The organism is Klebsiella sp. C360 (assembly GCF_048822415.1).
In the GTDB taxonomy this organism is placed as follows: Bacteria; Pseudomonadota; Gammaproteobacteria; order Enterobacterales; family Enterobacteriaceae; genus Klebsiella; species Klebsiella quasipneumoniae.
Map to the genome: position 1 here is coordinate 412,446 of NZ_JBMEZZ010000002.1, position 24,680 is coordinate 437,125.

The following is a 24,680-nucleotide window of genomic DNA, read 5'->3' on the forward strand; positions in this document are numbered from 1 at the left end:
AAACGGATGCGTTGATGGAGGCTACTTTTCTTTCTGCAGCTCCAGTAGCTGCTCCGGGGTGACCGCCGGGTAGGACTGGGCGTCATCCGGCACGTCGTGCTGCTGCGCAGGAATCGGAATTAATGGACCGAGGAAGCGCGGTTCCCGTTTGAAGATGTAGAGGTCCGCCAGCGCGCCGAAGCGGGCGCCGAATTCGCGCAGCCGCACGCTCCACATATCCTTCGGCGACGGCACCGCGTAGCACTGAGCCTGGATCCCCATATGCAGGGCGATAAACAGCGCCCGTTCGCAGTGGAAGCGTTGGGTGATGATAATGAAGTCGTTGGTGTCGAACACTTTGCGGGTGCGGACGATCGAGTCGAGCGTGCGGAAACCGGCATAGTCCAGCACGATATCCGCCGGATCGACGCCGCCTTTAATCAGGTCCCGGCGCATAGTCATCGGTTCATTGTAGCTTTGCAGGGCGTTATCCCCGCTCAGCAGCAGATAGTTGACCTTGCCGCTGTTGTAGGCGTTGAGCGCGCCCTGGATGCGGTAGCGGTAATACTGATTGATCACCCCGGTGCGGTAGTATTTAGCGGTGCCCAGCACCACGCCGACCTGGCGGTAGGGGAGGTCCTGCAGCTCGTCATAGATATAGGGCGCGGTTTTCCAGCTCATCCAGCGGTCAAGACCCAGCACGGTCAACAGCAGCAGGCCGAGCAGGACTAACAGGCTGTAGAACACACGCTTTAACATGAACTTGGCTCAATAATAGACAACGGAGTCTTCAGGCTACTTTACCCGCCGGGTAAGCGCAAGAAACCCGCGTTTAATTGCGGGGATTTTCAGCAATATGGACCGATCGCCGATCCCAGACCGGGTAAGGCGTAGCCGCAACCTGTTCTCCGGCCCTCCGGGAACGTCTCAGCGACTTTGAGGCTGTCAGGTCGGCAGTTTCAGCAGCCATCGCGATCTTCAGCTCGCAATGGCGCGAACGGTAGGTCGGGTAAGCGGAGCGCCACCCGACAACATAACGGCATAAAAGGTCGGCCGGATTAGACGAAACCGTCATCCGGCCATCTGCTCAGGCGCGCAGGCTGATTAACCTAACAGCACGCGCTCGATATTGTGGCAGCCCAGCGCCTTCAGGGTGGCGACGGTGGCGTCCCACTGAATCAGCGCCGCATCGGCTTTCTCCGCCAGGATCGCCCGCTGGATGTCCGGATAATCATAGCCGTTGAGGCTGAGGAGATTCAGCGCCCCCTGCAGCGGCGGCAGCGTCGGGTTGAACGCCGCGTTTTCCGCATAGCTGCCGCTGAAAAGGGTGCCATCTTTCAGCTCCAGCGCTACGCCGGAAGGCGAGTGGCTGTACGGCGCGTGGCAGCGGTTAGCGGCCTCAATCGCCGCCTGGGACAGGGCATCGCCGCTGACCGGGAAGCCGTGGTTCTGGTGGTCCATCAGCAGGGTTTTGATCTCCAGGTCTTTCGGGCCGAAGGCATCCGGCAGATAGTGCTGCAGCGCATGGGCTTCGCGACCGGGCAGATGAATGCGCAGCGCCAGTCCGCTGTTCAGTTCGTTCATAAACTGACGGCAATGGCCGCACGGCGTGTAGTTCACCGTGATAGCGCGCAGGGAGGTTTCACCGCGCAGCCAGGCGTGGCTGATGGCGCTCTGCTCCGCATGGACGGTCTGCTGCATGGTGGCGCCGAGAAACTCCATGTTGCCGCCAAAGTACCAGCGGCCGCTGACGCCGCGGGCGATAGCCCCGACGTTAAAGTGGGAAAGGTCGGCGCGCGCGCAGGCGGCGGCCAGCGGCAGTAGCGCAAAGGCCAGCGCGTCTTCGTCCAGACCTGTCGCCTGTTGCAGCGTCGCCACCTGATCGGCCTCGAGCAGCGCCGGGAAGTGCGGGTCGGCGAGCATCGGGGCGATGGCCGCCTGCAGGTCTGCTGCCAGAGTCGTCAAAGCAGCTTGAAAACGTGAGTGCATAGCGTTGCCTCATAACAGTGTAATGGGAAACCAGTGTACGGGCGTCAAGGGGTTTCAAGTGTGATTTACATCTCATTGCTAATGCAACTTTTCATCGTTGCATTAATAAATGTGATACGAGTCACATTTTATCCCACTACCGCAAGGATCAGCGGGAATAAAAACGGCGCCATCAACGAGGTGATGATCCCGCACAGCACCAGCGCCAGCGAGCTGAACGCCCCTTCCTGATAGTCCAGTTCCGCACAGCGGGCGGTACCGAGGGCGTGCGAGGCGGTGCCCATCGACAGGCCGCGCGACGCTTTAGTGCGAATACGCATCAGGTTGAGCAGGGTATGGCCGAATACCGCGCCAAGGATGCCGACAAAAATCACGCACACGGCGCTAATGGCCGGGATGCCGCCGATACTGCCGCTCACCGCCATGGCAATCGGCGTGGTCACCGATTTGGGCAGAACAGAGGCGGCGATCTGCGGTGTGGCGCCCATCAGCAGGGCCACGGTGGTGCCGGTGATCATCGCCACGCAGCTGCCGATAAAGCAGATGGTGATGATCGATTTCCAGCGCGCGCGGATCTGGTGCAGCTGTTCATACAGCGGGAAAGCCAGCGCGACCACCGCCGGCTGCAGCAGATCGTTCAGGATCTTGCTGCCGGCAAAGTAACGCTCATAGGAGATCCCGGTCAGCAGCAGAAACGGGATTATCACTACCATCGCCACCAGCAGCGGGTTGAGTAGCGGGAACTTAAAGCGGGCCGCCAGTTTGCGGGCGAGGAAAAAGACGATCAGGGTTAGCGGCAGCGACCACCAGATTTCATGCATCATTTTTCTTTTCCTTTTGCCCAATCACTTTGCGTTCGCCATGCACCAGGTGAGAGCTCCAGCTCACCACCACAAACACCACCAGCGTGCTGATGGCGCAGGAGATGACGACCGGCCCCAGCTGGGCGCGCAGCAGATCCCAGTACTGCATCACGCCGACGCCGATCGGCACGAACAGCAGCGCCATATAGCGGATCAGGATGTTGCAGCCGGGGTTGACCCACTGCGGCGGCATAATTTGCAGCGCCAGCAGCACGAAGAGGATCAGCATGCCGATGATGCTGCCGGGGATGGTGATGGGCAGCAGCCCGGCGATAAATATTCCGGCGTATAAGCAGGCGTAAATCAGGACGAAAGCCCGCAGGTAGTGCCAGATAATAGTCAGCGATTTACTCATGGTATTAACCCTTGATGAACTGAATTCATCATACAATTAATCCCTAAAATGTGCTACCGATCACATCATGAATTCTGCGCATCCCGGGCATAGACAATGGGAACCGAGAGGTCATTCGGCGAACACCCTATTCGGCGAGATAGTGCAGAAAGCGAGCGAGGGCCTGGGAGGGCACTTCGCTTTTGCGCCAGAACACCCCAACGCTACCTTTTTGCTCTATACGAGGCAAATTAAGAATGGCCAGCTGGCGATGTTCGGCGTAATGCTGCGCCAGCCGCAAGGAAAGAATAGAGATCATATCGCTGTTTTGCAGCAAATTGCTGGTGACGTTCATCGAGGCCGACTCGATGGTGTTCTCCGGCAGCATCACGCCGTTATCCACCAGCGCGTTATCAATACTCTGGCGAATGGGCGTGCCGGTGGGCCAGACAATCCAGCGCCAGGCGGCGAGATCCGACCAGCTCAGGTGCGCCCGGCTGGCCAGCGGGTGATCGGGGCGGGCGACAAAACAGACTGGTTCGGTATACAGCACCCGATAGTTGAGGGGCAACTCGAGCGCGCGACCGCCAACCCGGCCCACGACCACATCCACCACGCCGGAGAGCAGGTCGTGCAGCAGCGGGGTCATCACTTTTTCTTCGATATTCAGATGCAGGGTCGGCATCTCGTTGAGCAGGGCGAGGATCGCCTGCGCCACGCAGTCTGTCGCCACCGGCGAGCAGCCGATCATCAGGCTGCCGACCAGCCCGCCTTGCTTAAAGCGCTCGATCTCGTACTGCGAGCGCGACATGTCGTTGATTAGCCGCTGGGCGTGCTGGAGCAGCAGTTTACCGCCTTCCGAAGGGCGCAGGCCCTTGCTGTGACGCTCAAACAGCGGCATACCCACCTCGTCTTCAAACTGCGTCAGCCACTTGGAGAGCGCGGGCTGGGTGATATTCATCATTTTCGCCACCTGGGTAAGGTTCCCTTGCTCACCCAGCGCCACCAGCATTTTCAGATGCTGTAGCTTCAGTTTTTGCGTCCAGTTTGCCATCAGTCGATAACCTCCAGGTTATGTCTGTGCCCGAAAAGCCATTGTACAATTCATCGCCATAATTACAAAATCGCAACATAAAAGAAATAAATACAACATCTACCCTGACCTGCACTGAGGCATCATTATGGCTCAACGACGTGAACTACAGACCTTGCTTAACGCCGCCCCGGTGGGCGCGCTGCAGTGGCGTGTGATTATCTGCTGTTTCCTGGTGGTGATGCTCGACGGCTTCGATACCGCCGCCATCGGTTTTATCGCCCCCGACATTCGTCTTCACTGGCAGCTAAGCGCCGGCGATCTGGCGCCGCTGTTTGGCGCCGGACTGCTGGGGCTGACCGCCGGGGCGCTGCTCTGCGGACCGCTTTCTGACCGCTTTGGCCGCAAACGGGTGATCGAATTCTGCGTGGCGCTGTTTGGTTTGTTCAGTCTGCTTTCGGCGTTCTCTACCAGCCTTGACATGCTGGTGATCCTGCGATTCCTCACCGGTCTGGGGCTGGGGGGAGCGATGCCCAATACCATTACCATGACTTCGGAATATCTGCCGGCCCGCCGCCGTGGCGCTTTGGTTACCCTGATGTTCTGCGGCTTCACGCTCGGCTCAGCGCTGGGTGGCGTGGTGAGCGCGCAGCTGGTGGCGCGCATTGGCTGGCACGGCATTCTGGCCTTGGGCGGGATCCTGCCGCTGCTGCTGGCCGTCGCGCTGCTGTGGGTGTTGCCGGAATCCCCTCGCTGGTAGGTACGCCGCGGGCTGCCGCAGGCCACCATCGCCAGAACGGTCAGCGCTATCACCGGCGAGCGCTATCCCGATACCCGGTTCTGGCTGGATGAACCGGCAGCCGGGCCGAAGGGCAGTATTAGCCAGCTGTTTGTCGGCCGCCAGCTGGCGATCACCCTGATGCTCTGGGTGGTGTTCTTTATGAGCCTGCTGATTATCTACCTGCTTTCCAGCTGGATGCCGACGCTGCTTAACCATCGCGGGATCGATCTCCAGCATGCGTCGTGGGTCACCGCCGCGTTTCAGATCGGCGGCACGCTTGGGGCTTTACTGCTTGGCGTTCTGATGGACCGCTTTAATCCCTTCCGCGTGCTGGCGCTGAGCTACTGTCTGGGGGCGTTGTGCATCGTGATGATTGGTTTAAGCGAAAACGGGCTGTGGCTGATGGCGCTGGCGATTTTCGGCACCGGGATTGGCGTCAGCGGTTCCCAGGTGGGCCTTAATGCCCTGACCGCTACGCTCTATCCCACCCAAAGCCGCGCCACCGGCGTCAGCTGGTCCAATGCCGTGGGCCGCTGCGGCGCCATCGTCGGGTCGCTCTCCGGCGGCATGATGATGGCGATGAATCTCTCTTTTAGCACCTTGTTTTACGTTATTGCGGTTCCGGCTGCGGTCAGCGCGGGGATGCTTATCCTGCTGACCCTGGCGGTCCGCCACTCTGGATCGGTACCCGACGCGTTGCCCTCCACCGGCATCGTGAACAAGTAAGGAGAATAATAATGACATCATTCACCACCGAGACGAGCCGCGATCGCCAGCGGTTCTATCAACAGATTTCCGGGCAGAACCTGACCCCGCTGTGGGAATCGCTGCACCACCTGGTCCCGCAAACGCCGAACGCCAACTGCGCCCCGGCGTACTGGAACTATCAGGAGATCCGCCCGCTGCTGCTGGAGAGCGGGCAGCTCATCGGCGCCAAAGAGGCGGTGCGCCGGGTGCTGGTGCTGGAGAACCCGCAGCTGCGCGGCCAGTCGTCCATAACCTCGTCGCTGTATGCAGGCCTGCAGCTGATCATGCCCGGCGAAGTAGCGCCGAGCCATCGTCATAACCAGTCGGCGCTGCGTTTTGTCGTGGAAGGCCACGGCGCGTTTACCGCCGTCGATGGCGAGCGCACGGCCATGAGTCCCGGCGATTTTATCCTGACGCCGCAGTGGCGTTGGCACGATCATGGTAATCCGGGGGATGAACCGGTTATCTGGCTGGACGGGCTCGATCTGCCGCTGGTCAACTATCTTGGCTGCGGCTTTGCGGAAGATTACCCGCAGGATCAGCAGCCGGTCACCCGCCCGGAGGGTGATTATCTGCCGCGCTACGCCGCCAATATGCTGCCGCTGCGCCACCAGGCAGGGAATTCCTCGCCAATTTTCAACTACCGCTACGAGCGCAGTCGCGAAGCCCTGCACGACCTGACCCGTCTCGGCGCGGCCGATGATTGGGACGGCTATAAGATGCGCTACGTCAACCCGGTAACCGGCGGATATCCGATGCCCTCGATGGGCGCATTCCTGCAGCTGTTGCCGAAAGGGTTCCGGTCGCGGGTGGCGAAAACCACCGACAGCACCATCTACCACGTGGTGGAAGGCAGTGGCCAGGTGACCATTGGCGAACAAACCTTTGTCTTCCAGGCAAAAGATATCTTCGTGGTGCCGACCTGGCATGGCGTCTCGTTCAGCGCCCGCGAAGAGTGCGTTTTATTCAGCTTCTCGGACCGTCCGGTACAGGAGGCCTTAGGCCTGTTCCGCGAAGCGCGTTATTAATAATAAGGAAAATCATCATGACTCAATACGTTTTTGCACCCCAGGCCCCAGTCAGCATCCCTGTCGTTGGCAGCGATGCGCAGTTTCCGGTCCGCCGCGTGTACTGCGTTGGCCGCAACTATGCCGCCCACGCCCGTGAAATGGGGTTCGATCCCGATCGCGAGCCGCCGTTCTTCTTTTGCAAACCGGCGGATGCGGTGGTCCCGGTGGCCGCTGGCGAAACGCGGGATCTGCCTTACCCGACGCAGACTGACAACTATCACTACGAGATTGAGCTGGTGGTGGCGATTGGTAAACAGGGGCGCGATATTCCCCTGGAGCAGGCGCAGGAATATATCTGGGGCTATGCCACCGGCCTGGATATGACCCGTCGCGACCGCCAGATGGAGATGCGCCAGATGGGGCGTCCGTGGGAGATCGGTAAAGCCTTCGATCTTTCCGCCCCCATCGCGCCGTTGCATAAAGCCGCCGATATCCACGAGGTGAATCAGGCCGGGATCTGGCTGCAGGTCAATGGCCAAGATCGTCAGCGCAGCGATATTCGCCATCTGATCTGGTCGGTGAATGAAACCATCAGCTATCTCTCGGGCTTTTTCGAACTGCAGCCGGGGGATCTGATTTTTACCGGCACTCCGGAAGGCGTTGGCGCGGTCGTGAAGGGCGATGTGATCACCGGTAACGTCGACGGACTGACGCCAGTTGCCGTTCGCGTGGTGTGAGGTGAGCGATGAAGCTGTACAGTTTTTTTAATAGCTCCGCCTCGTACCGCGTGCGCATTGCGCTGGCGCTGAAGGGCATTGACTATCAGAGCGTGGGAGTGAATATCCGCATTGGTGCGCAGAATGCGCTGGAGTACCGGCGGCTGAATCCGGTTGGGCTGGTGCCGACGCTCATCACCGATGACGGTGAATCGCTGGGCCAGTCGCTGGCGATAATTGACTGGCTCGACCGCCATTATCCGCACAACCCGCTGGTGCCCCCGGAAGATCCGGCACGGATGCGGGTGCTGGAGATGGTCCACGTCATTGCCTGCGATATCCATCCGATTAATAACATACGGGTGTTACGCTACCTGGGCGATGAGCTGAAGATCAGCGAAGAGGAAAAGCAGCGCTGGTACGCCCACTGGATCCAGCAGGGGCTGAGCGCGCTGGAGCAACTGCTGCGGCAGGCGAAATCCGGCGATTACTGCGTCGGTAACAGGCCGACGCTCGCCGACTGCTGCCTGGTGCCGCAGTGGGCCAACGCGCAGCGGATGGGATGCGACCTTAGCCATTATCCGCGCTGCCAGGCGGTGTACGACGCCTGTACCCGGCTACCGGCGTTTATCGCCGCCGCGCCGGAAAATCAACAAGACAAAATTCCGGCCTAGGGAGGAAAGAGTATGGCGAAAGTGACGCGAGCAATTATCGTCGGCGGCGGCATTGGCGGTGCGGCGACGGCGCTCTCTCTGGCGCGCCAGGGGATCAAAGTGATGCTGCTGGAGAAGGCGCATGAAATCGGTGAAATCGGCGCCGGTATCCAGCTGGGGCCGAATGCTTTTTCGGCGCTGGATAGTCTGGGCGTCGGTGATGTGGCGCGCCAGCGTGCGGTCTTTACCGACCACATCACGATGATGGATGCGGTGAATGGGGAAGAGGTGGTGTGTATTGAGACCGGCCAGGCCTTCCGCGACCATTTCGGCGGACCCTATGCGGTGATCCACCGGGTAGATATTCACGCCACCGTGTGGGAAGCGGCGCTGACCCATCCCGGCGTGGAATACCGGACTTCCACCCAGGTGGTGGATATTCGCCAGTCCGCCGATGAGGTGACCGTCTTTGATGACAAAGGCAACAACTGGACCGCCGATATTCTGCTTGGCTGCGACGGCGTGAAGTCCGTGGTGCGTCAGAGCCTGCTCGGCGATGCGCCGCGGGTCACCGGCCATGTGGTATATCGTGCGGTGATCGAGGCGGCTGATATGCCGGAAGACCTGCGGATTAACGCCCCGGTACTATGGGCCGGGCCGCACTGTCATCTGGTGCATTATCCGCTGCGCGGCGGCAAACAGTACAACCTGGTGGTTACCTTCCACAGCCGCGAAAGCGAGGAGTGGGGCGTGCGCGACGGCAGCAAAGCGGAGGTGCTCTCCTATTTTAAAGGTATTCATCCACGCCCGCGGCAGATGCTGGACAAACCAACCTCCTGGCGGCGCTGGTCTACCGCCGACCGCGAGCCGGTTGAAAAGTGGGGCAACGATCGCATTACCCTGGTAGGGGATGCTGCCCATCCGGTGGCGCAGTATATGGCGCAGGGCGCCTGCATGGCGCTGGAGGATGCGGTCACGATAGGTAAAGCGCTGCAGCAGTGCGATGGCGATGCCGCCCGCGCCTTCGCGCTGTATGAGTCGGTGCGTATTCCGCGTACCGCGCGGATTGTCTGGTCCACCCGCGAGATGGGGCGGATCTATCACGCGGCAGGCGTCGAGCGGCAGGTGCGTAATCTGCTGTGGAAGGGCAAAAGTCAGCAGGAATTCTATCGCGGCATGGAGTGGCTGTATGGCTGGAAAGAGGATAACTGCCTTGCACCGCGCTGAGGCCCTGCATTGAGATCTTTCAACCAACGCCCGGAGGCGCTACCATAGCGCCTCTTTTTTTTCCGGGTAACGATATGCGTGTACTACTGGCGCCGATGGAAGGCGTGCTCGATTCGCTGGTGCGCGAGCTGCTGACCGAAGTGAACGATTACGATCTGTGCATCACCGAGTTTCTGCGGGTGGTGGATCAACTGCTGCCGGTTAAATCGTTCTACAGGCTGTGCCCGGAACTGCATCATCAAAGCCGCACCCCGTCCGGTACCCGCGTGCGCGTCCAGCTGCTGGGGCAATATCCCGAGTGGCTGGCGGAAAACGCCGCCCGCGCGGTGGCGCTGGGCTCGTGGGGCGTCGATTTAAACTGCGGCTGTCCGTCGAAGCTGGTGAACGGCAGCGGCGGCGGGGCGACGCTGCTGAAAGATCCGGAGCTTATCTATCGCGGCGCGAAGGCGATGCGCGAGGCGGTGCCCGGACATCTGCCGGTGACGGTGAAAGTTCGTCTCGGCTGGGACAGCGGCGAACGGCGCTTTGAAATCGCCGACGCGGTGCAGCAGGCGGGGGCCAGCGAGCTGGTGGTCCACGGCCGCACCAAAGAGGATGGCTACAAAGCGGAGCGCATCAACTGGCAGGCCATCGGCGAGATCCGCCGGCGCCTGACCATTCCGGTAGTCGCCAACGGCGAAATCTGGGACTGGCAAAGCGCTCAGGACTGTATGGCCGTCACCGGCTGCGATTCGGTGATGATTGGCCGCGGGGCGCTCAACGTACCGAACCTCAGCCGGGTGATCAAATACAACGAACCGCGCATGCCGTGGCCGCAGGTGGTTCGGCTGTTGCAAAAATATACCCGTCTGGAAAAGCAGGGCGATACCGGCCTGTATCATGTGGCGAGAATTAAGCAGTGGCTGGGCTATTTACGCAAGGAATATACCGAGGCGCTGACGCTGTTTAATGAAATTCGCGCCCTGCAAACCTCTGCTGAAATAGCGGCGGCGATCGCCCGCTATTAAGCGCCATATTGTTATTCGCTTCACATATTATTACTTGCTTGCCTATTGATGATAGGCATGAGTGAAATAAAGTGATACTGTGCGGTCAATCAATTCAGGATTGCTACTGAACGCAGGCAAAACCTAAGCACTTCCGTCATTCGTGGCGGCAAGTGCTTAGGTTTTTTTTTGGCCAAAATTTAACGGTGGATAAATGATGACGTAAAACAAGAGGTTGTAATTCATCTTTTCTCTGGCACGGTCGCGGTTTTATTACCGAAGGACGCCCCTTGCCATTCATTTTTTAAAAAAGAAAACAGGTAAATAAATAGCCTGGGGATCCCCTTTGTTTTTATTCAGTCACGGTGGAGATCACAATGTATAACAAAAAAATAAATCAGCTTTTTATCGGCGCGGCGCTGGCGGCGATGGCGCCCGTCGTGAACGCGGCGCAAACCCCGGCGTGGAACGGCAGCGTGCTGGGGTTTGAAGCCGGACAGCCAGGGCTGCTGGGCGATATGCTGGGCATTCGTCCAATCCTTGAAGAGAACGGCTTTCATTATAATCTCGGCTATCTTAACGAGATGGCCTACAACGCCGGCGGCGGTTATAACCACGATAAACATCTGGCCTATATTGACCAGGTGTCGTTGACCTTTACCCAGGATCTGGAGCGCTGGACCGGCATACCGGACGCCCGTCTCGAGGGCAACATCGTCAACCGCAACCACGATGATAACCTCACCACGAAACGGCTGCAGGATCCGCGGGTCAGCTTCAACGATCTGTCGCAGGAGAGCTGGGGCGGCGGGTCGATCACCCGTCTCGGCTGGCTGACCTTCGCCCGCAGCTTTGACGACCGTCGCCTGACCTGGCGCATCGGCATGATGAACAAGGTGCAAACCTTCGACCAGATCATTCCCTGCGATTTCCAGTTGCTGACCCAGTGCGGCGGCAAATCGGCCAACTCGCTGACCTGGAATAACTGGAACATCCACACCTGGGGCACCACCCTGGAGTACAAGCTGACGCCGACGGTGACCCTCAAAGGCGGGGTGATGGAGCAAAACCCGCAGGCCGCCTCGCGCAGCCATGCCTGGAGCTGGTCGACGAAGGGCAGCAAAGGCATTTTACTGCCGATGGAGATCGAAACCCGTCCGCTGATGAATGGCCTGCCGGGAGCCTATAACCTCGGCGTGGTCTGGACTAACGCGCCGCAAAGCGACCTCTACAGCGGTAAATCCGGCGGCGCCGGGGCGACGGACCCGCAGGGCTACGCCGAGCACGACAGCACCTGGTTTATGTACGCCGGCCTGAACCAGCAGATTACCCGCCACGCCGACGATCCGCTGCGGGGAATGAGCGTCTCGCTGAGCGGCAGCCTCAGCGACCAGCGCAGCAACTATATCCACTCAGCCGTCGCCGCCTCGATGCGCTACCGCGGGCTGTTTGACGCCCGTCCGGAGGACTGGATCGGCTTCGGCCTGACGTGGATCGACATGAGCAGCCACTACGCGCGCAATCAGCGCTATATGAACCAACTCAGCGGCGCCGCCGACTATAACGATCCGGCCTGGCAGCCGGTGGCCGGCCACTCGCTGAACGGCGAACTCTATTATCGCTTCCGCCCGGTCTCCTGGCTGGAGCTGCAGCCGGGCCTGCAGTACTGGCACCGTCCGGGCGGCGTTGCGCAGACCCAGGACGCGTGGGTGGTGGAGTGGAAAACCGTCGTGACCTTCTGATAGTCGCGATCTTAATCACGTTTTTTCACTTGTCAGGTTGAGCACGTAGCAGAAGTTGTTACAGTGCTGGCGTTGGATTGCAACTGCTGCGGCAGGCAAAACCTGATTACCTGGCGTTTCGTCGGGGGTCAGGTTTTTTTGTTTCTGGGGTCAATATGCAAATCGCCAAAGTACTCAATAACAATGTGGTGGTGGTTCTTGACGAACACCAGCGCGAACAGGTGGTGATGGGGCGAGGGCTGGCCTTTCAGAAACGCCCGGGCGACGCGCTGGACGACAGCAAAATTGAAAAAGTCTTCGCCTTACAAAGCGATGAACTGGTCGGCCGCTTAGGTGAACTGCTCAGTCAGATTCCGTTAGAAGTGATGACCACCTGCGATCGCATTATCGACCTGGCGCGCGGGCGGTTGGGCAAGTTACAGGAAAGTTTGTACATCACGTTAACGGATCACTGTCACTTTGCTATCGAGCGGCAGAAAAAGGGCATCGCACTGCGTAACGTGCTGCTGTGGGAGATCAAGCGGCTCTATCCGAAGGAGTTCGCGCTGGGCCAGGAGGCAAGGGCCATTATTGGCAAACGGCTCGGCGTGGCGCTGGCGGAGGATGAAGCCGGATTTATCGCCCTCCATCTGGTGACGGCGCAGCTCAACAGCGAAATGCCGGAGGTCATGCACGTGACCCGGGTGATGCAGGAGATCCTGCAGCTGGTGAAGTATCAGCTGCAGCTGAACTACGACGAGGAGTCGCTGAGCTATCAGCGTTTCGTCACCCATCTGAAGTTTTTCGCTCAGCGGATGCTGACCCGCACGGTGGTGGAAGATGACGACGTCTCGCTGCACAGCGCGGTGAAAGACAACTACGCCAAAGCGTGGAAGTGCGCGGAAACGGTGGCGACGCATCTGCAAAAGCAGTATCAGCGGGCGCTGACCACCGAAGAAATTATGTTTCTTGCCATTCATATTGAACGGGTAAGAAAAGAGGGACGCTAAGTCTCCCGACAAAACTGGATTGTTACTGCATGATGCAGGCAAAACCTGAGCGCGACGCCTACCGGCGTGGTTCTCGGGTTTTTTTTATTTTTACTACTCAGTCGCCGGTTGTCTGCGGGCAGCGGCAGTAAGGAAAAGAGCATGGAATATAAAGCACTCGCGCAGGATATTCTCCGCCGCGTCGGCGGCAAAGAGAACATTGTGAGTCTGGTTCACTGTGCGACACGTCTGCGTTTTAAGCTGAAAGATAACGGCAAAGCCGATGCCGAAGGGCTGAAGGCCAACCCGGGCGTCATTATGGTGGTGGAGAGCGGCGGCCAGTTTCAGGTGGTGATTGGCAACCACGTTCACGACGTCTGGCTGGCGGTGCGTCAGGAGGCAGGGTTAAGCGACGACAGCGAACCGGTGGCGGAAAGCGTTGAAAAAGGGTCGCTGCTGGGGCAGATCATCGATGTCGTGTCGGGAATTTTCACGCCGTTTATCGGCGTGCTGGCGGCCTCCGGTATCCTGAAAGGGATGCTGGCGCTGGCGGTCGTCTGCGGTTGGCTGACCCCGCAACAGGGAACCTATAAAATCTGGTTTGCCGCCAGCGACGCGCTGTTCTTTTTCTTCCCGCTGTTTCTCGGCTACACCGCCGGTAAAAAATTTGGCGGTAACCCGTTTGTCTCGATGGTGATCGGCGGGGCGTTAACCCACCCGCTGATGATTCAGGCCTTTGAGGCCAGCCAGGCGCCGGGCGCGGCGGTGGAGCACTTTCTCGGCATCCCGGTAACCTTTATTAATTACAGCTCATCGGTGATCCCGATTATTCTCGCCTCATGGGTCTGCTGCTGGCTGGAGCGCAAGAGCAACGCGCTGCTGCCGTCATCGATGAAAAACTTTTTTACGCCGGCGATTTGTCTCGCCGTTGTGGTTCCGCTGACGTTTCTGCTGATTGGCCCTCTGGCGACCTGGCTCAGTCATCTGTTGGCCCAGGGGTATCAGATTATCTACGCGGTGGCGCCGTGGCTGGCGGGAGCGGCGATGGGCGCGTTGTGGCAGGTTTGTGTGATCTTCGGCCTGCATTGGGGACTGATTCCGCTGATGATTAACAATCTGACGGTGCTTGGCCATGATTCCATGCTGCCCATGCTGCTGCCGGCCGTTATGGGGCAGGTCGGCGCGGTGCTGGGTATTTTGCTGAAAACCCGCGATGCCCGTCAGAAAGTGCTGGCCGGTTCTGCGTTTTCAGCGGGCATCTTCGGCATTACCGAGCCCGCTATCTATGGCTTAACATTGCCGCTGCGTCGGCCGTTTATCTTCGGCTGCGTGGCGGGCGCCATCGGCGGCGCTATTGTGGGTTTCAGTAACGCTAACGTCTATTCATTCGGCTTCGGGAACATTTTTACCGTGGCGCAAATGATCCCGCCCCAAGGGCTTGATAGCACCGTTTGGGGCGGCGTAGTGGGCATCTTCGCAGCGTTGATTATCTCCTGTGGCTTAACTTTCTTCGCCGGCCTGCCGCGCGCCAGCGCCGCGCCGGGCGCCGTGGCGGTAGCGCCGGTCTCGGCAAACGACATTCTGGCGCCGATGAGCGGCAGCGTCATCGCCCTCGATCAGGTGCCGGACAGCACCTTCGCCAGCGGCCTGCTGGGGAATGGGGTCGCCATTATCCCGGCGGTAGGCAAAGTCATCGCCCCGTTCACCGGCGAAGTGGCCTCTCTGTTTCAGACCAAACACGCCATCGGCCTGCAGAGCGACAGCGGCATTGAGCTGCTGATCCACGTCGGCATCGACACGGTCAAACTCGACGGCGTGCCGTTTACCGCGCATGTGAAAGAGGGTGACAGAGTTCAGGCCGGCGATCTGCTGATTGAGTTCGATCGTCAGGCAATTCTGGACGCCGGTTACGACCTGGCGACCCCGATTATTATCAGCAACAGCGATGACTATCGTGAGATCGACACGGTGGCGCCCAGCGCCGTCGAAGCCGGTCAGCCGCTGTTGTCAGTCAGCCATTAATCACAGGAGAGAGAGATGAAAACATTCCCGGCAGATTTTTTATGGGGCGGCGCGACCGCGGCGAATCAGGTGGAAGGGGCGTACCTGGAAGATGGCAAAGGGTTATCCACCTCCGATGCGCAGCCGCACGGCGTCTTCGGCGAAGTGGTCGAGCGCGTACCCGGCGACAGCGGGATTAAGGATGTGGCGATCGATTTTTACCATCGTTACCCGGAAGATATCGCCCTGTTTGCCGAGATGGGCTTTAACTGCCTGCGGGTGTCCATCGCCTGGACCCGTATCTACCCCAACGGCGATGACGCCGAGCCGAACGAAGCCGGACTCGTGTTCTACGACAAGTTGTTCGACGAGATGGCGAAGCACAACATCACCCCGCTGGTGACGCTGTCGCATTATGAAATGCCGTGGGCGCTGGTGAAAAACTACGGCGGCTGGGGTAGCCGGGAGGTGATTGGCTTCTTTGAGCGCTACGCCCGGACGGTGTTCAGCCGTTATAAAAACAGGGTCAAACTGTGGCTGACCTTTAACGAAATCAATATGTCGCTGCATGCCCCGATGACCGGCGTCGGCCTGCCGGCCGGCAGCAGCAAAGGCGAGGTGTATCAGGCCATTCACCACCAGCTGGTGGCCAGCGCCCTGGCGGTCAAAGCCTGTCACGAGCTGGTGCCCGAGGGCAAAATCGGCAATATGCTGCTCGGCGGGCTGATGTATCCCCTGAGCTGCAAACCGGAAGATGTGTTCGAGACGCTGCAGGAGAACCGCAGCTGGCAGTTCTTCGGCGACGTGCAGGCGCGCGGGGCGTACCCGGGCTATATGCAGCGCTTTTTCCGCGACAACGGCATCACGCTCGACATCACCGAGGCCGATCGCGACACGCTGAAAACCACCGTCGATTTTATCTCCTTCAGCTACTACATGACCGGGTGCGTCACCGCCGATGAGGCGCTGAACCAGCAGGCGCGCGGCAATATTCTCAGCATGGTGCCGAACCCGCACCTGGCGAGCTCGGAGTGGGGCTGGCAGATAGACCCCCTGGGCCTGCGTACGCTGCTGAACGTGCTGTGGGATCGCTATCAGAAGCCGCTGTTTATCGTGGAAAACGGTCTGGGCGCCAAAGATAAGGTGGAAGCCGACGGCAGCATTAACGATGACTACCGCATCAGCTACCTGAACGACCATCTGGTGCAGGCGCGGGAGGCCATTGACGATGGCGTTGAGCTGATGGGCTTTACCAGCTGGGGACCGATTGACCTGGTGAGCGCCTCGAAGGCGGAGCTGTCGAAGCGCTACGGCTTTATCTATGTCGACCGCCATGATGACGGCACCGGCACCCTGGCGCGCAGTAAGAAGAAGAGCTTTGACTGGTATAAAGAGGTGATTGCCAGCCGCGGCGCCAGCCTGAAAGCGTAACGCTTCTCCGCCCGGCCATCGTCGGGCGGGGTATTAAGCCGGTTTACGCGCGCGCAGTAAAAAGATCATCGGCCGCTCTTTCTCTTCATCCAGGGCGGGTTGTTGAGCAATCTGTTCGGCGCCTGGCCCCCACTCATCCAGCTGCTCCAGCACAAAACCGGCGGCGATAAGCGCGTTTATCCAGCTCGAGAGTTTGCGGTGCTGTTTAATGACGCCCTCGGCAAACCAGTTGCTGACGCGCTCCCCCTCCTGCTGATAGTGGCTGACCGGCCAGCTCTTTTGCCCCTGTTCATTCACCTGCCATCCCTGCTGCAGCGGCGCGGTATAGATGGGATGTTCGGCAGAAAAGACCAGGATACCGCCAGGGACCAGCGCCTGCTGCAGGGTGGAGAAGAGCGGGGCGATGTCGGGTAAATAATGCAGAGCCAGCGAGCTGTAGATCAGATCGCAGCTGTTGGCGGGCAGCGTCAGGGTTTGCAGATCGGCGCAGCGGTAGTCAATCTCATCCCCGCGAGTCATTTCCCGTGCCTGCGCCAGCATACGCCGGGAGATATCAACCCCCATTATCTGGCTGGCTCCCTGCTGCTGCGCCCAGCGGCAAAACCAGCCGTAGCCGCAGCCGAGATCCACCACCCGCAAACCGGCTAGCGGCGGCAGCATTTGTTGCAGGGCAGGCCACTCCGGTGCGCCATCCAGCCCTTTCACCGAACGATCGAGGGTTGCATAGCCGGCGAAGAAGTGCGGATCGTCATAAATATTCTGGCTCATATTCATCCCTTGAATTGATAAGTTTGTTTATTTTTAGCAAACTAATAATTTAGTCACACGCTTTACTAAACGCGTTTAATTCAATTAACTTATGATCACTCACCTGATTATATTATCTGACCTGTCTAATGAAATTGAGATTAAATAATAGCGTGCTGGCGGCCTTGCCCCTGGCCATCGCGCTGGTAGGTTGCGCGCCTTCCCATGAGGTTGCTCGTCCGCCGCAGCAGCAAATTCCGGCTTCCCACGTTGCCATGGATCTCCCCGCCGCCGTCAAAAACGGCTGGCCGCAGACCGACTGGTGGAAAGACTACCACGATGCCCAACTGGATAATTTGATTCAGCGCGCGCTCGCCAACGCGCCGGATATGCAGATTGCCGAACAGCGCATCAGGCTTGCCGAAGCGCAGGCCAGAATGTCGCAGGCGAATCTTGGCCCGGAGATGGATTTCTCCGCTGACATCGAACGTCAACGCATGTCGGCCGAAGGTCTGATGGGGCCGTTCGCCACCGACACCGACGGCAATACCGGCCCGTGGTACACCAACGGTACCTTCGGCCTGACCGCCGGCTGGGATCTCGATCTGTGGGGCAAAAACCGTGCGCTGGTGAAAGCCCGCATCGGCGAGCTGAAAGCCCAGGTGGCCGAGCAGGCTCAGACCCGCGAGCTGCTCTCCGGCAGCGTGGCGCGCCTGTACTGGCAGTGGCAGACGGAAGCGGCGATCAAAGCGGTGCTGCAGCAGGTGAAAAACGAGCAAAATAATATCGTGACGGTCGACAAGGCCCTGTATCAGCGCGGGATCACCAACTCCGCCGAAGGGGCGGAAAACGATATTAACGTCAGCAAAACCGACCAGCAGCTGGCGGACGTGGCGGGCACGATGAAAGAGATTGAAGCGCGGCTGATGGCCCTGACCAACAGCCAGAGCCAGTCGCTAAACCTCAAACCCGCCAGCCTGCCGACGGTCAGCGCGCAGCTGCCGGACACCCTTGGCTATGAGCTGCTGGCGCGTCGTCCGGATCTGCAGGTCGCTCACTGGTATATCGAGGCGTCGCTGAGCGAAGTGGACGCGGCGAAGGCGGCGTTTTACCCGGACATCAATCTGATGGCGTTCCTGCAGCAGGATGCCCTGCACTTAAGCGATCTTTTCCGCCATTCGGCGCAGCAGATGGGCGTCACCGCCGGACTGACACTGCCGATCTTCGACAGCGGTCGCCTCAATGCCAATCTGGATATCGCCAGCGCGCAGAACAGCCTGTCCATCGCCCAGTACAACAAAGCGGTGGTGGACGCCGTCAACCAGGTGGCGAAAACCGCCAGCCAGGTCGAGACGCTGATGGCCAAGAGCCAACAGCAGCAGCAGGTTGAAAAAGACGCCCAGCGGGTGGTGGACCTGGCGCAGGCCCGGATGGCGGCGGGGATCTTGCCCGGCTCCCGGGTCAGTATGGCGAAGCTCCCGGCGCTGCAGGAGCGTATCACCGCCTTGCGCCTGCACGGCCAGTGGATTGACGCCAGCATTCAGCTGACCTCGGCCCTCGGCGGCGGCTACCACCAGAGCGTGAAGTAACCGGCCCCCCGGCGCGTCAGCGGGCGCGCCGCTCAGTCTTTCTTCTTCCCTTCGCGCCGCCTGAACCACCAGTGGGCGGCCACGACCACCACCACCGCGAGGATCAGCCAGATCCAGTGCTTCAGATGGGCGTCGAGGTGGTGCAGCCACGGGCCAACCACCTCGCCGCCAAGATAGCCTATGGTGGTAAACAGCAGAGCCCACACCAGCGCCCCGGCAATATTCAGCGGCAGGAAAATGCGCGGCGGCAGGCGGCTGGCGCCGATCAGCAGGGGGCCGATCACCCGGAAGCCGTACATAAAGCGGGTGCCGATGACAAACAGCCACGGCCGGTGCTGGATCATGCGCTGGGCTTTCCTGATCCGCGCCTTCTGGCTGGCGAAACGGCGCAGAATGCGCCCGCCGAAGCGGCGACCAAGCAGATAGAGCAACTGATCGCCAATCATCCCGCCGAGGGCGACAGCGATCACCACCAGTGGAAACTTCAGTAGTCCCTGATGCGCCGCGACGCCGCCCAGCAGGGTAATGGTCTCACCTTCCGCCATGCTGCCGACGATCAGCGCCGCGTAGCCATACTGGGAAATCAGGTGATTGATATCCATAAACAGCTTATCTCCTTACCTCATCACCTGTTAATCATACACCCTGCAGACCAAAACGCGTCGAACGCAGATTTTTTGTGCTGTACACAAAATAATCTACAGGGTGAATTATACTTGGATCAGTGCAGTACGAAGCCGTGACAAGGGGGACGCTATGAACCATGTCTGGGGGCTCTTCGCTCATCCCAATCGGGAGATGAGCGTGATAAAGAGCGAGAATGAAACCATTTCTCATCACTATACGCATCATGTGCTGCTGATGGCGGCGGTTCCGGTGGTTTGCGCCTTTATCGGCACCACGCAGCTGGGCTGGAACTTCGGTGACGGCACCATTATTAAACTGTCGATGTGGACCGGGCTGGGACTGGCTGTCCTGTTTTATGCCGTGATGCTGGCCGGGGTGGCGATCATGGGGCGGGTTATCTGGTGGATGGCCAGGCAATATCCACAGCAGCCTTCCCTGAAACGCTGCATGGTCTTTGCCGGCTATGTGGCCACGCCGCTGTTCCTGAGCGGGATTGTGGCGCTCTATCCGCTGGTCTGGCTGTGTGCGCTGATCGGTACCGTTGCCCTGTTCTATACCGGTTATCTGCTCTATCTCGGGATCCCGACCTTCCTGAGCATTAACCGGGAAGAGGGGCTCAGTTTCGCCAGCTCGACCCTGGCCATCGGGGTGCTGGTGCTGGAAGTACTGCTGGCGATCACCGTGGTGCTATGGGGGTATGGCTACCGACTGTTCTGATCGGACGAAACGGGTCAATATGCATTGCCGGCAAATATGTATTTTATGTCGGCAATGCAGCATTTCTTCACGATTCTTATTAGGCACAGGGCCTTACGGCGCGGTATGATGGCGTTTGCCAGCGAAGTTGCCCACTTAACCTCGCGGCGTACGTTCCATAACGTGCAAAAATACTTTTCAGAATGCCCATGATGCCGAAATTCCGAGTCTCTTTGCTCAGCCTGACCTTGCTGCTGGCTGTGCCTTTTGCGCCCCAGGCGTTAGCAAAAACCCCGACGGCGGTAACCGCCTCGCAGCCGGACATCGCTTCCGGCAGCGCCATGATCGTCGATCTGGCCACCAAAAAAATCATCTACGCCAGCCAGCCGGATCTGGTGCGCCCGATGGCGTCGATCACCAAGGTGATGACCGCCATGGTGGTACTCGATGCCCATCTGCCGCTGGATGAAATGCTGACGGTGGATATCAGCCATACTCCGGAAATGAAGGGGATTTACTCCCGCGTGCGTCTCAATAGCCAGATCAGCCGCCGCGATATGCTGCTGCTGGCGCTGATGTCTTCCGAGAACCGCGCGGCCGCCAGCCTGGCGCATCACTATCCGGGCGGCTACGACGCCTTTATTCGCGCGATGAACGCCAAAGCGCAGGCGCTGGGTATGACCCATACCCGCTATGTGGAGCCCACCGGTCTGTCGGTGCATAACGTCTCCACCGCCCGCGATCTGACCAAACTGCTGATCGCCAGCGAGCAGTATCCGCTGATTGGCCAGCTGAGCACCACCAAAGAAGAGACCGCCACCTTTGCCCATCCGGCCTACAGTCTGCCGTTCCGCAACACTAACCATCTGGTGTATCGCGACAACTGGAACATCCAGCTGACCAAAACCGGCTTCACCAACGCTGCCGGCCACTGCCTGATTATGCGCACGGTGATTAACCAACGTCCGGTGGCGCTGGTGGTGATGGATGCCTTCGGCAAATATACCCACTTCGCCGACGCCAGCCGTTTGCGGACGTGGATCGAGACCGGGAAGGTGATGCCAGTCCCGGCTTCGGCGCTGAGCTATAAAAAGCAGCGCGAAGCGCAGATGGCGGAGGCGATGCTGAAAGGCGGCGCCCAGACCGCGCAGAACGATTAATCTGCATATGCCCCGGATGACGGCGCATTGCGCCTTATCCGGGCTACATTATTTACCGCCGGGTTCGGCCCCTTCGCAGGCCCGGCAAGCGCAGCGCCGCAGGGCGATCACGCCGAGTGCCGCGTTTGTGCCGGATGGCGGCTAACGCCTTATCTGGCCTACGTTATTTGGCGCCGGGTTCGGCCCCTTCGCAGGCCCGGCAAGCGCAGCGCCGCCGGGCAATATACACGGCACCGTGCCGCGTTTGTGCCGGATGGCGGCTGACGCCTTATCCGGCCTACATTATTTGGCGCCGGGTTCGCCCCCTTAGTAGGCCCGGCAAGCGTAGCGCCGCCGGGCAATCACGCCGAGTGCCGCGTTTGTGCCGGATGGCGGCTGACGCCTTATCCGGCCTACATTATTTGGCGCCGGGTTCGGCCCCTTCGCAGGCCCGGCAAGCGCAGCGCCGCCGGGCAATCACGCCGAGTGCCGCGTTTGTGCCGGATGGCGGCTGACGCCTTATCCGGCCTACGTTATTTGGCGCCGGGTTCGCCTCCTTCGCAGGCCCGGCAAGCGCAGCGCCGCCGGGCGATCATGCCGAGTGCCGCGTTTGTGCCGGATGGCGGCTCGCGCCTTATCCGGCCTACGTTATTTGGCGCCGGGTTCGGCCCCTTAGTAGGCCCGGCAAGCGCAGCGCCGCCGGGCGATCACGCCGAGTGCCGCGTTTGTGCCGGATGGCGGCTGACGCCTTATCCGACCTACGCAATCTAAAGATGGATTTATATCAAATGGTTATCAGGGATTGTAGGCCCGGCAAGCGCAGCGCCGCCGGGCGATCGGGCTGGGGCGTTTATGCCGCGAGCCGCGGGATGTGACGCCGAATATTACTCCGGCAGCGTCCAGTCGCCGTCACCCAGCGCGCGCTGCATAATCAACGTATCCCGCCAGTCGCCCATCTTATAGCCGACGCTGCGCAGCTGACCTGCCACGGTAAAACCGAACTTTTTATGGATCGCCAGCGAGCCGGCATTGTTATGGCCATCGCCGATGATCGCCAGCATCTGCCGCCATGGGCCTTTCTCGCATTCGGCGATCAGCCGCGACAGCAGCGCGCTGCCGATGCCGCGCCCGCCCATTCCGGATTCCACGTAGATCGATTCTTCTAGGGTGTAGCGATAGGCCGGGCGCGGGCGATAGAAAGTGGCGTAGCAGTAGCCGACGATAGCCCCGCGCCACAGCGCTACCAGCCAGGGCAGCCCGTTATCGCGCACGGTCTGGATCCGTTTACGCATTTCGTCAACGGTGGGGGGGATCTCTTCGAAGGAGGCGCGACCATTCAGCACGTGCCAGACATACAGCGCGGCGATGGCGTGCGCATCGTCGGGCAGCGCTTCACGAATTTCTAAATCACTGTCGAGTAACGGGGCCTCTGCAGGCATGGCGGCGCTCCTGAATCTGCCGGAGAGACATTCTCCGGCGTGCAGCGTAATACAGAAGCGCCAGGCTGAATAGTCCCGCCGCCGATTATTGCGGATCCGTCGGGGAGACTGGCGCCGGGGCCGCTTCACCCCAGTATTTCTGCTTGCTGGTTTTGCCGATCCCCGGGTTCATGCTGTTGGTCGGATCGTTCTGGCGATAGAACTGCTGCAGGCTCTCCGGCGCTTCATACAGATGACCCACGTTGTGCTCCGCCGGGTACTGGGCGCCGCGGGCTTTCAGCAACGCCAGCATCTGCTCCTTCAGCGCATGGGCGTCGACCCCTTTCTTGACGATGTAATCCTGATGGAACACATGGCACATAAAGTGGCCATAGTAGAGCTTATGCACCAGCTGGCTGTCGATCTCCGGCGGCAGATGTTCGAACCACTCGGTATCGTTACGGCGCAGGGCGATATCCAGCGCCAGAATATCTTCCACCTCGTCAGCATGCACCGCCTGATAGCGGATCGCCGCGCCCGCGGCGGCAAAGCGATGGAGGAACGCTTTGCTGCCTTCCTCCGGCGTGCAGGCGAAGAACTCCCCCTCGGCCTGTTGGAAGTACGCCGTCAGCCAGCGCTGCGCTTCTTCGATGCCGTCGCCGGCCATCTTCAGCAGCAGATGGTGTTCATATTTGTCGCGCCAGGTTTTCATCCGCTCCGGTAAATGCGCCGGGAAGACGTGGCCGAGCTTCTGCATAAAGCGGTCGGTAAAGTGCGGCTTAAACAGCGACACTTTCTCCAGCATCGCGTCGGTGCGCCCCTTCATGGTGAAGAAGAACGGCATTTTGTCGGTGCCGAGCTTGTCGATCATCAGGAAGGTGTCTTTGCCATACTTCTCGGCGATATCGTAAATATCGCGGTGCATATATTCCCCGGCCACCGGCAGATGCTGGAACTCGGCGAGGATATGGCGGCGGATCTCGGTCAATACCTGCGGCTGATTGGTGCCAATGTAAAACACCTGCTGGCGCTTCTCCGCCGGGAAGGTATCGAGACGCGCGGCGAAAACCGCCAGTTTACCCGCGCAGCCGGAGGATTCGAACAGGCGGTCCGGGTCGGCGTTGTAGCGCGCCGGGGTGTCGGCATCGACATCGCGCACGCGGGTAACATAGTCGTGATCGTGGGCGTGACGGCCATCGTGCAGCACATCGCTATCGCTGATCCGCTCGTCGTCGAGTCGGCTGAGGATCTGCTCCGGCGTACTGCCGAGATCGATGCCCAGATGGTTGACCAGCTTTAGCTTACCGTCGGCGTCAATCTGCGCGAACAGCGACATCTCGGTATAGGCTGGCCCGCGCTGCACCAGGGAGCCGCCGGAATTGTTGCAGATCCCGCCGATCACCGACGCGCCGATGCACGATGAGCCGATCACCGAGTGCGGCTCGCGCCCCAGCGGTTTCAGCGCTTTTTCCAGTGAATAGAGAGTGGTGCCGGGCCAGGCCAGCACCTGCTCGCCTTTGTCCAGCAGATGCAGCTTATCCAGGCGCAGGGTGCTGATAATCACGATCTCGCGATCGTAATCATTGCCGTTGGGGGTGGAGCCTTCGGTCAGGCCGGTGTTGGCCGCCTGCATCAAAATGATTTTATCGGCGTCGACGCAGGCGTTGAGCACGCGCCAGAGTTCCAGCAGGGTGCCGGGAAAGACAACCGCCAGCGCTTCGCCCTGGCCGGAGCGGAAGCCTTTGCGGTAGCGCTGGGTTTTTGCCGGGTCGGTCAGCAGATGCGAAGGGCCAACCAGGCGCGCCAGGTCAGCCAGAAACGTTTTATGGGTGTTAGTGGGTGCAGATGACATGTTCCACTCCTTGTGGTGGTGCGCGAAATATCGAGGATAAGCATAGCGCTTTGTATGACAATTTGATGCATGAATGTTTCGCAAAAATCAGAGAAGAACCTTAGCATTCTGCGGGCGCGTTGTTTATATATATGGCAAACTGCGGTTTTTAT

Annotated in this window: 20 protein-coding genes and 2 pseudogenes; 13 read left to right on the plus strand and 9 right to left on the minus strand. The window is 59.8% G+C overall.

Translation table 11 applies throughout. The annotated features are described in order from the left end of the window. Positions 1-21: 21 nt before the first annotated feature. The 5 genes from sanA to ACOI7D_RS08030 form a co-directional block, all read right to left on the minus strand. A complete protein-coding gene (sanA, locus tag ACOI7D_RS08010; protein WP_004201624.1) occupies positions 22-738 on the minus strand; it encodes an outer membrane permeability protein SanA in 717 nt (238 codons plus the stop codon). Between the two features lie 345 nt (positions 739-1,083). Further along, entirely contained in the window at positions 1,084-1,968 is an 885-nt protein-coding gene (cdd, locus tag ACOI7D_RS08015; protein ID WP_053810132.1) for a cytidine deaminase, read from the minus strand. Positions 1,969-2,096: 128 nt separating this feature from the next. Next, the gene (locus tag ACOI7D_RS08020; RefSeq protein WP_004201621.1) at positions 2,097-2,792 is read right to left on the minus strand and encodes a CidB/LrgB family autolysis modulator; all 696 of its coding nucleotides are present in this window, start codon (positions 2,790-2,792) and stop codon (positions 2,097-2,099) included. Beyond that, on the minus strand, positions 2,782-3,186 hold the full coding sequence (locus ACOI7D_RS08025) for a CidA/LrgA family protein (protein ID WP_023290438.1): 405 nt from the start codon (positions 3,184-3,186) through the stop codon (positions 2,782-2,784). The genes ACOI7D_RS08020 and ACOI7D_RS08025 overlap by 11 nt, the downstream gene beginning before the upstream one ends. Positions 3,187-3,313: 127 nt before the next feature. Continuing rightward, positions 3,314-4,219: a LysR substrate-binding domain-containing protein gene (locus ACOI7D_RS08030; protein WP_050533186.1), complete on the minus strand. Its 906-nt coding sequence runs from the start codon at positions 4,217-4,219 to the stop codon at positions 3,314-3,316. Positions 4,220-4,346: 127 nt separating this feature from the next. Between ACOI7D_RS08030 and ACOI7D_RS08035 the strand changes: the two are divergent. The 10 genes and pseudogenes from ACOI7D_RS08035 to ACOI7D_RS08080 all read left to right on the plus strand — a co-directional run bounded on the left by ACOI7D_RS08035 (position 4,347) and on the right by ACOI7D_RS08080 (position 16,460). After that, positions 4,347-5,705: pseudogene (locus ACOI7D_RS08035) on the plus strand (MFS transporter). Between the two features lie 11 nt (positions 5,706-5,716). Continuing rightward, a complete protein-coding gene (gene gtdA, locus ACOI7D_RS08040; RefSeq protein ID WP_109547100.1) occupies positions 5,717-6,754 on the plus strand; it encodes a gentisate 1,2-dioxygenase in 1,038 nt (345 codons plus the stop codon). A gap of 17 nt (positions 6,755-6,771) precedes the next feature. After that, the gene (locus tag ACOI7D_RS08045; RefSeq protein ID WP_050533183.1) at positions 6,772-7,473 is read left to right on the plus strand and encodes a fumarylacetoacetate hydrolase family protein; all 702 of its coding nucleotides are present in this window, start codon (positions 6,772-6,774) and stop codon (positions 7,471-7,473) included. Between the two features lie 8 nt (positions 7,474-7,481). Further along, a complete protein-coding gene (maiA, locus tag ACOI7D_RS08050; RefSeq protein WP_109547101.1) occupies positions 7,482-8,126 on the plus strand; it encodes a maleylacetoacetate isomerase in 645 nt (214 codons plus the stop codon). A gap of 12 nt (positions 8,127-8,138) precedes the next feature. Further along, entirely contained in the window at positions 8,139-9,332 is a 1,194-nt protein-coding gene (locus ACOI7D_RS08055) for a 3-hydroxybenzoate 6-monooxygenase (RefSeq protein WP_109547102.1), read from the plus strand. A 74-nt stretch (positions 9,333-9,406) separates the two neighbouring features. Continuing rightward, positions 9,407-10,339: a tRNA dihydrouridine(16) synthase DusC gene (gene dusC / locus ACOI7D_RS08060; protein WP_060590030.1), complete on the plus strand. Its 933-nt coding sequence runs from the start codon at positions 9,407-9,409 to the stop codon at positions 10,337-10,339. 356 nt (positions 10,340-10,695) lie between these two features. Next, complete coding sequence (locus ACOI7D_RS08065; RefSeq protein WP_032453519.1) at positions 10,696-12,060, plus strand: carbohydrate porin; 1,365 nt, start codon at positions 10,696-10,698, stop codon at positions 12,058-12,060. Between the two features lie 155 nt (positions 12,061-12,215). Further along, positions 12,216-13,049 (plus strand): transcriptional antiterminator BglG, encoded by an 834-nt coding sequence (bglG, locus tag ACOI7D_RS08070; protein WP_023290435.1) that lies wholly within the window; start codon positions 12,216-12,218, stop codon positions 13,047-13,049. Between the two features lie 29 nt (positions 13,050-13,078). Beyond that, positions 13,079-15,050: pseudogene (bglF, locus tag ACOI7D_RS08075) on the plus strand (PTS beta-glucoside transporter subunit IIABC). Positions 15,051-15,065: 15 nt separating this feature from the next. Beyond that, entirely contained in the window at positions 15,066-16,460 is a 1,395-nt protein-coding gene (locus ACOI7D_RS08080) for a glycoside hydrolase family 1 protein (protein WP_048297900.1), read from the plus strand. 33 nt (positions 16,461-16,493) lie between these two features. On the opposite strand, the gene ACOI7D_RS08085 is transcribed toward ACOI7D_RS08080, so the two are convergent. Further along, positions 16,494-17,228, minus strand: coding sequence for a class I SAM-dependent methyltransferase (locus tag ACOI7D_RS08085; protein WP_109547103.1), 735 nt, complete (start codon positions 17,226-17,228; stop codon positions 16,494-16,496). Between the two features lie 128 nt (positions 17,229-17,356). Here ACOI7D_RS08085 and mdtQ point away from each other — a divergent pair, with 128 nt between their 5' ends. Further along, positions 17,357-18,796 carry a multidrug resistance outer membrane protein MdtQ gene (mdtQ, locus tag ACOI7D_RS08090; RefSeq protein WP_044524206.1) on the plus strand — a complete coding sequence of 480 codons (1,440 nt, stop codon included), beginning with the start codon at positions 17,357-17,359 and terminating at the stop codon, positions 18,794-18,796. Positions 18,797-18,828: 32 nt separating this feature from the next. Here the strand turns inward: mdtQ and ACOI7D_RS08095 are convergent, their stop codons facing one another. After that, positions 18,829-19,398 carry a DedA family protein gene (locus ACOI7D_RS08095; RefSeq protein ID WP_023290430.1) on the minus strand — a complete coding sequence of 190 codons (570 nt, stop codon included), beginning with the start codon at positions 19,396-19,398 and terminating at the stop codon, positions 18,829-18,831. A gap of 154 nt (positions 19,399-19,552) precedes the next feature. Here ACOI7D_RS08095 and ACOI7D_RS08100 point away from each other — a divergent pair, with 154 nt between their 5' ends. After that, positions 19,553-20,140 (plus strand): Yip1 family protein, encoded by a 588-nt coding sequence (locus tag ACOI7D_RS08100; RefSeq protein ID WP_109547104.1) that lies wholly within the window; start codon positions 19,553-19,555, stop codon positions 20,138-20,140. A gap of 188 nt (positions 20,141-20,328) precedes the next feature. Continuing rightward, positions 20,329-21,279 (plus strand): D-alanyl-D-alanine endopeptidase, encoded by a 951-nt coding sequence (gene pbpG / locus ACOI7D_RS08105; protein ID WP_074194602.1) that lies wholly within the window; start codon positions 20,329-20,331, stop codon positions 21,277-21,279. Between the two features lie 863 nt (positions 21,280-22,142). On the opposite strand, the gene ACOI7D_RS08110 is transcribed toward pbpG, so the two are convergent. Continuing rightward, positions 22,143-22,697: a GNAT family N-acetyltransferase gene (locus tag ACOI7D_RS08110; protein ID WP_002912829.1), complete on the minus strand. Its 555-nt coding sequence runs from the start codon at positions 22,695-22,697 to the stop codon at positions 22,143-22,145. Positions 22,698-22,782: 85 nt separating this feature from the next. Next, the gene (dld, locus tag ACOI7D_RS08115; protein ID WP_023290427.1) at positions 22,783-24,528 is read right to left on the minus strand and encodes a D-lactate dehydrogenase; all 1,746 of its coding nucleotides are present in this window, start codon (positions 24,526-24,528) and stop codon (positions 22,783-22,785) included. Between the last annotated feature and the right edge of the window lie 152 nt (positions 24,529-24,680).

Excerpts from the sequence above, each read along its gene's own strand:
- ACOI7D_RS08025 (WP_023290438.1), bottom strand. The coding sequence starts at position 3,186 with ATGAGTAAATCGCTGACTATTATCTGGCACTACCTGCGGGCTTTCGTC.
- ACOI7D_RS08065 (WP_032453519.1), top strand. The coding sequence starts at position 10,696 with ATGTATAACAAAAAAATAAATCAGCTTTTTATCGGCGCGGCGCTGGCG.
- ACOI7D_RS08085 (WP_109547103.1), bottom strand. The coding sequence starts at position 17,228 with ATGAGCCAGAATATTTATGACGATCCGCACTTCTTCGCCGGCTATGCA.
- ACOI7D_RS08100 (WP_109547104.1), top strand. The coding sequence starts at position 19,553 with ATGAACCATGTCTGGGGGCTCTTCGCTCATCCCAATCGGGAGATGAGC.
- ACOI7D_RS08110 (WP_002912829.1), bottom strand. The coding sequence starts at position 22,697 with ATGCCTGCAGAGGCCCCGTTACTCGACAGTGATTTAGAAATTCGTGAA.
- pbpG (WP_074194602.1), top strand. The coding sequence starts at position 20,329 with ATGATGCCGAAATTCCGAGTCTCTTTGCTCAGCCTGACCTTGCTGCTG.
- sanA (WP_004201624.1), bottom strand. The coding sequence starts at position 738 with ATGTTAAAGCGTGTGTTCTACAGCCTGTTAGTCCTGCTCGGCCTGCTG.
- dld (WP_023290427.1), bottom strand. The coding sequence starts at position 24,528 with ATGTCATCTGCACCCACTAACACCCATAAAACGTTTCTGGCTGACCTG.
- cdd (WP_053810132.1), bottom strand. The coding sequence starts at position 1,968 with ATGCACTCACGTTTTCAAGCTGCTTTGACGACTCTGGCAGCAGACCTG.
- dusC (WP_060590030.1), top strand. The coding sequence starts at position 9,407 with ATGCGTGTACTACTGGCGCCGATGGAAGGCGTGCTCGATTCGCTGGTG.
- ACOI7D_RS08030 (WP_050533186.1), bottom strand. The coding sequence starts at position 4,219 with ATGGCAAACTGGACGCAAAAACTGAAGCTACAGCATCTGAAAATGCTG.
- maiA (WP_109547101.1), top strand. The coding sequence starts at position 7,482 with ATGAAGCTGTACAGTTTTTTTAATAGCTCCGCCTCGTACCGCGTGCGC.
- ACOI7D_RS08095 (WP_023290430.1), bottom strand. The coding sequence starts at position 19,398 with ATGGATATCAATCACCTGATTTCCCAGTATGGCTACGCGGCGCTGATC.
- ACOI7D_RS08020 (WP_004201621.1), bottom strand. The coding sequence starts at position 2,792 with ATGATGCATGAAATCTGGTGGTCGCTGCCGCTAACCCTGATCGTCTTT.
- mdtQ (WP_044524206.1), top strand. The coding sequence starts at position 17,357 with ATGAAATTGAGATTAAATAATAGCGTGCTGGCGGCCTTGCCCCTGGCC.
- ACOI7D_RS08055 (WP_109547102.1), top strand. The coding sequence starts at position 8,139 with ATGGCGAAAGTGACGCGAGCAATTATCGTCGGCGGCGGCATTGGCGGT.
- ACOI7D_RS08080 (WP_048297900.1), top strand. The coding sequence starts at position 15,066 with ATGAAAACATTCCCGGCAGATTTTTTATGGGGCGGCGCGACCGCGGCG.
- bglG (WP_023290435.1), top strand. The coding sequence starts at position 12,216 with ATGCAAATCGCCAAAGTACTCAATAACAATGTGGTGGTGGTTCTTGAC.
- gtdA (WP_109547100.1), top strand. The coding sequence starts at position 5,717 with ATGACATCATTCACCACCGAGACGAGCCGCGATCGCCAGCGGTTCTAT.
- ACOI7D_RS08045 (WP_050533183.1), top strand. The coding sequence starts at position 6,772 with ATGACTCAATACGTTTTTGCACCCCAGGCCCCAGTCAGCATCCCTGTC.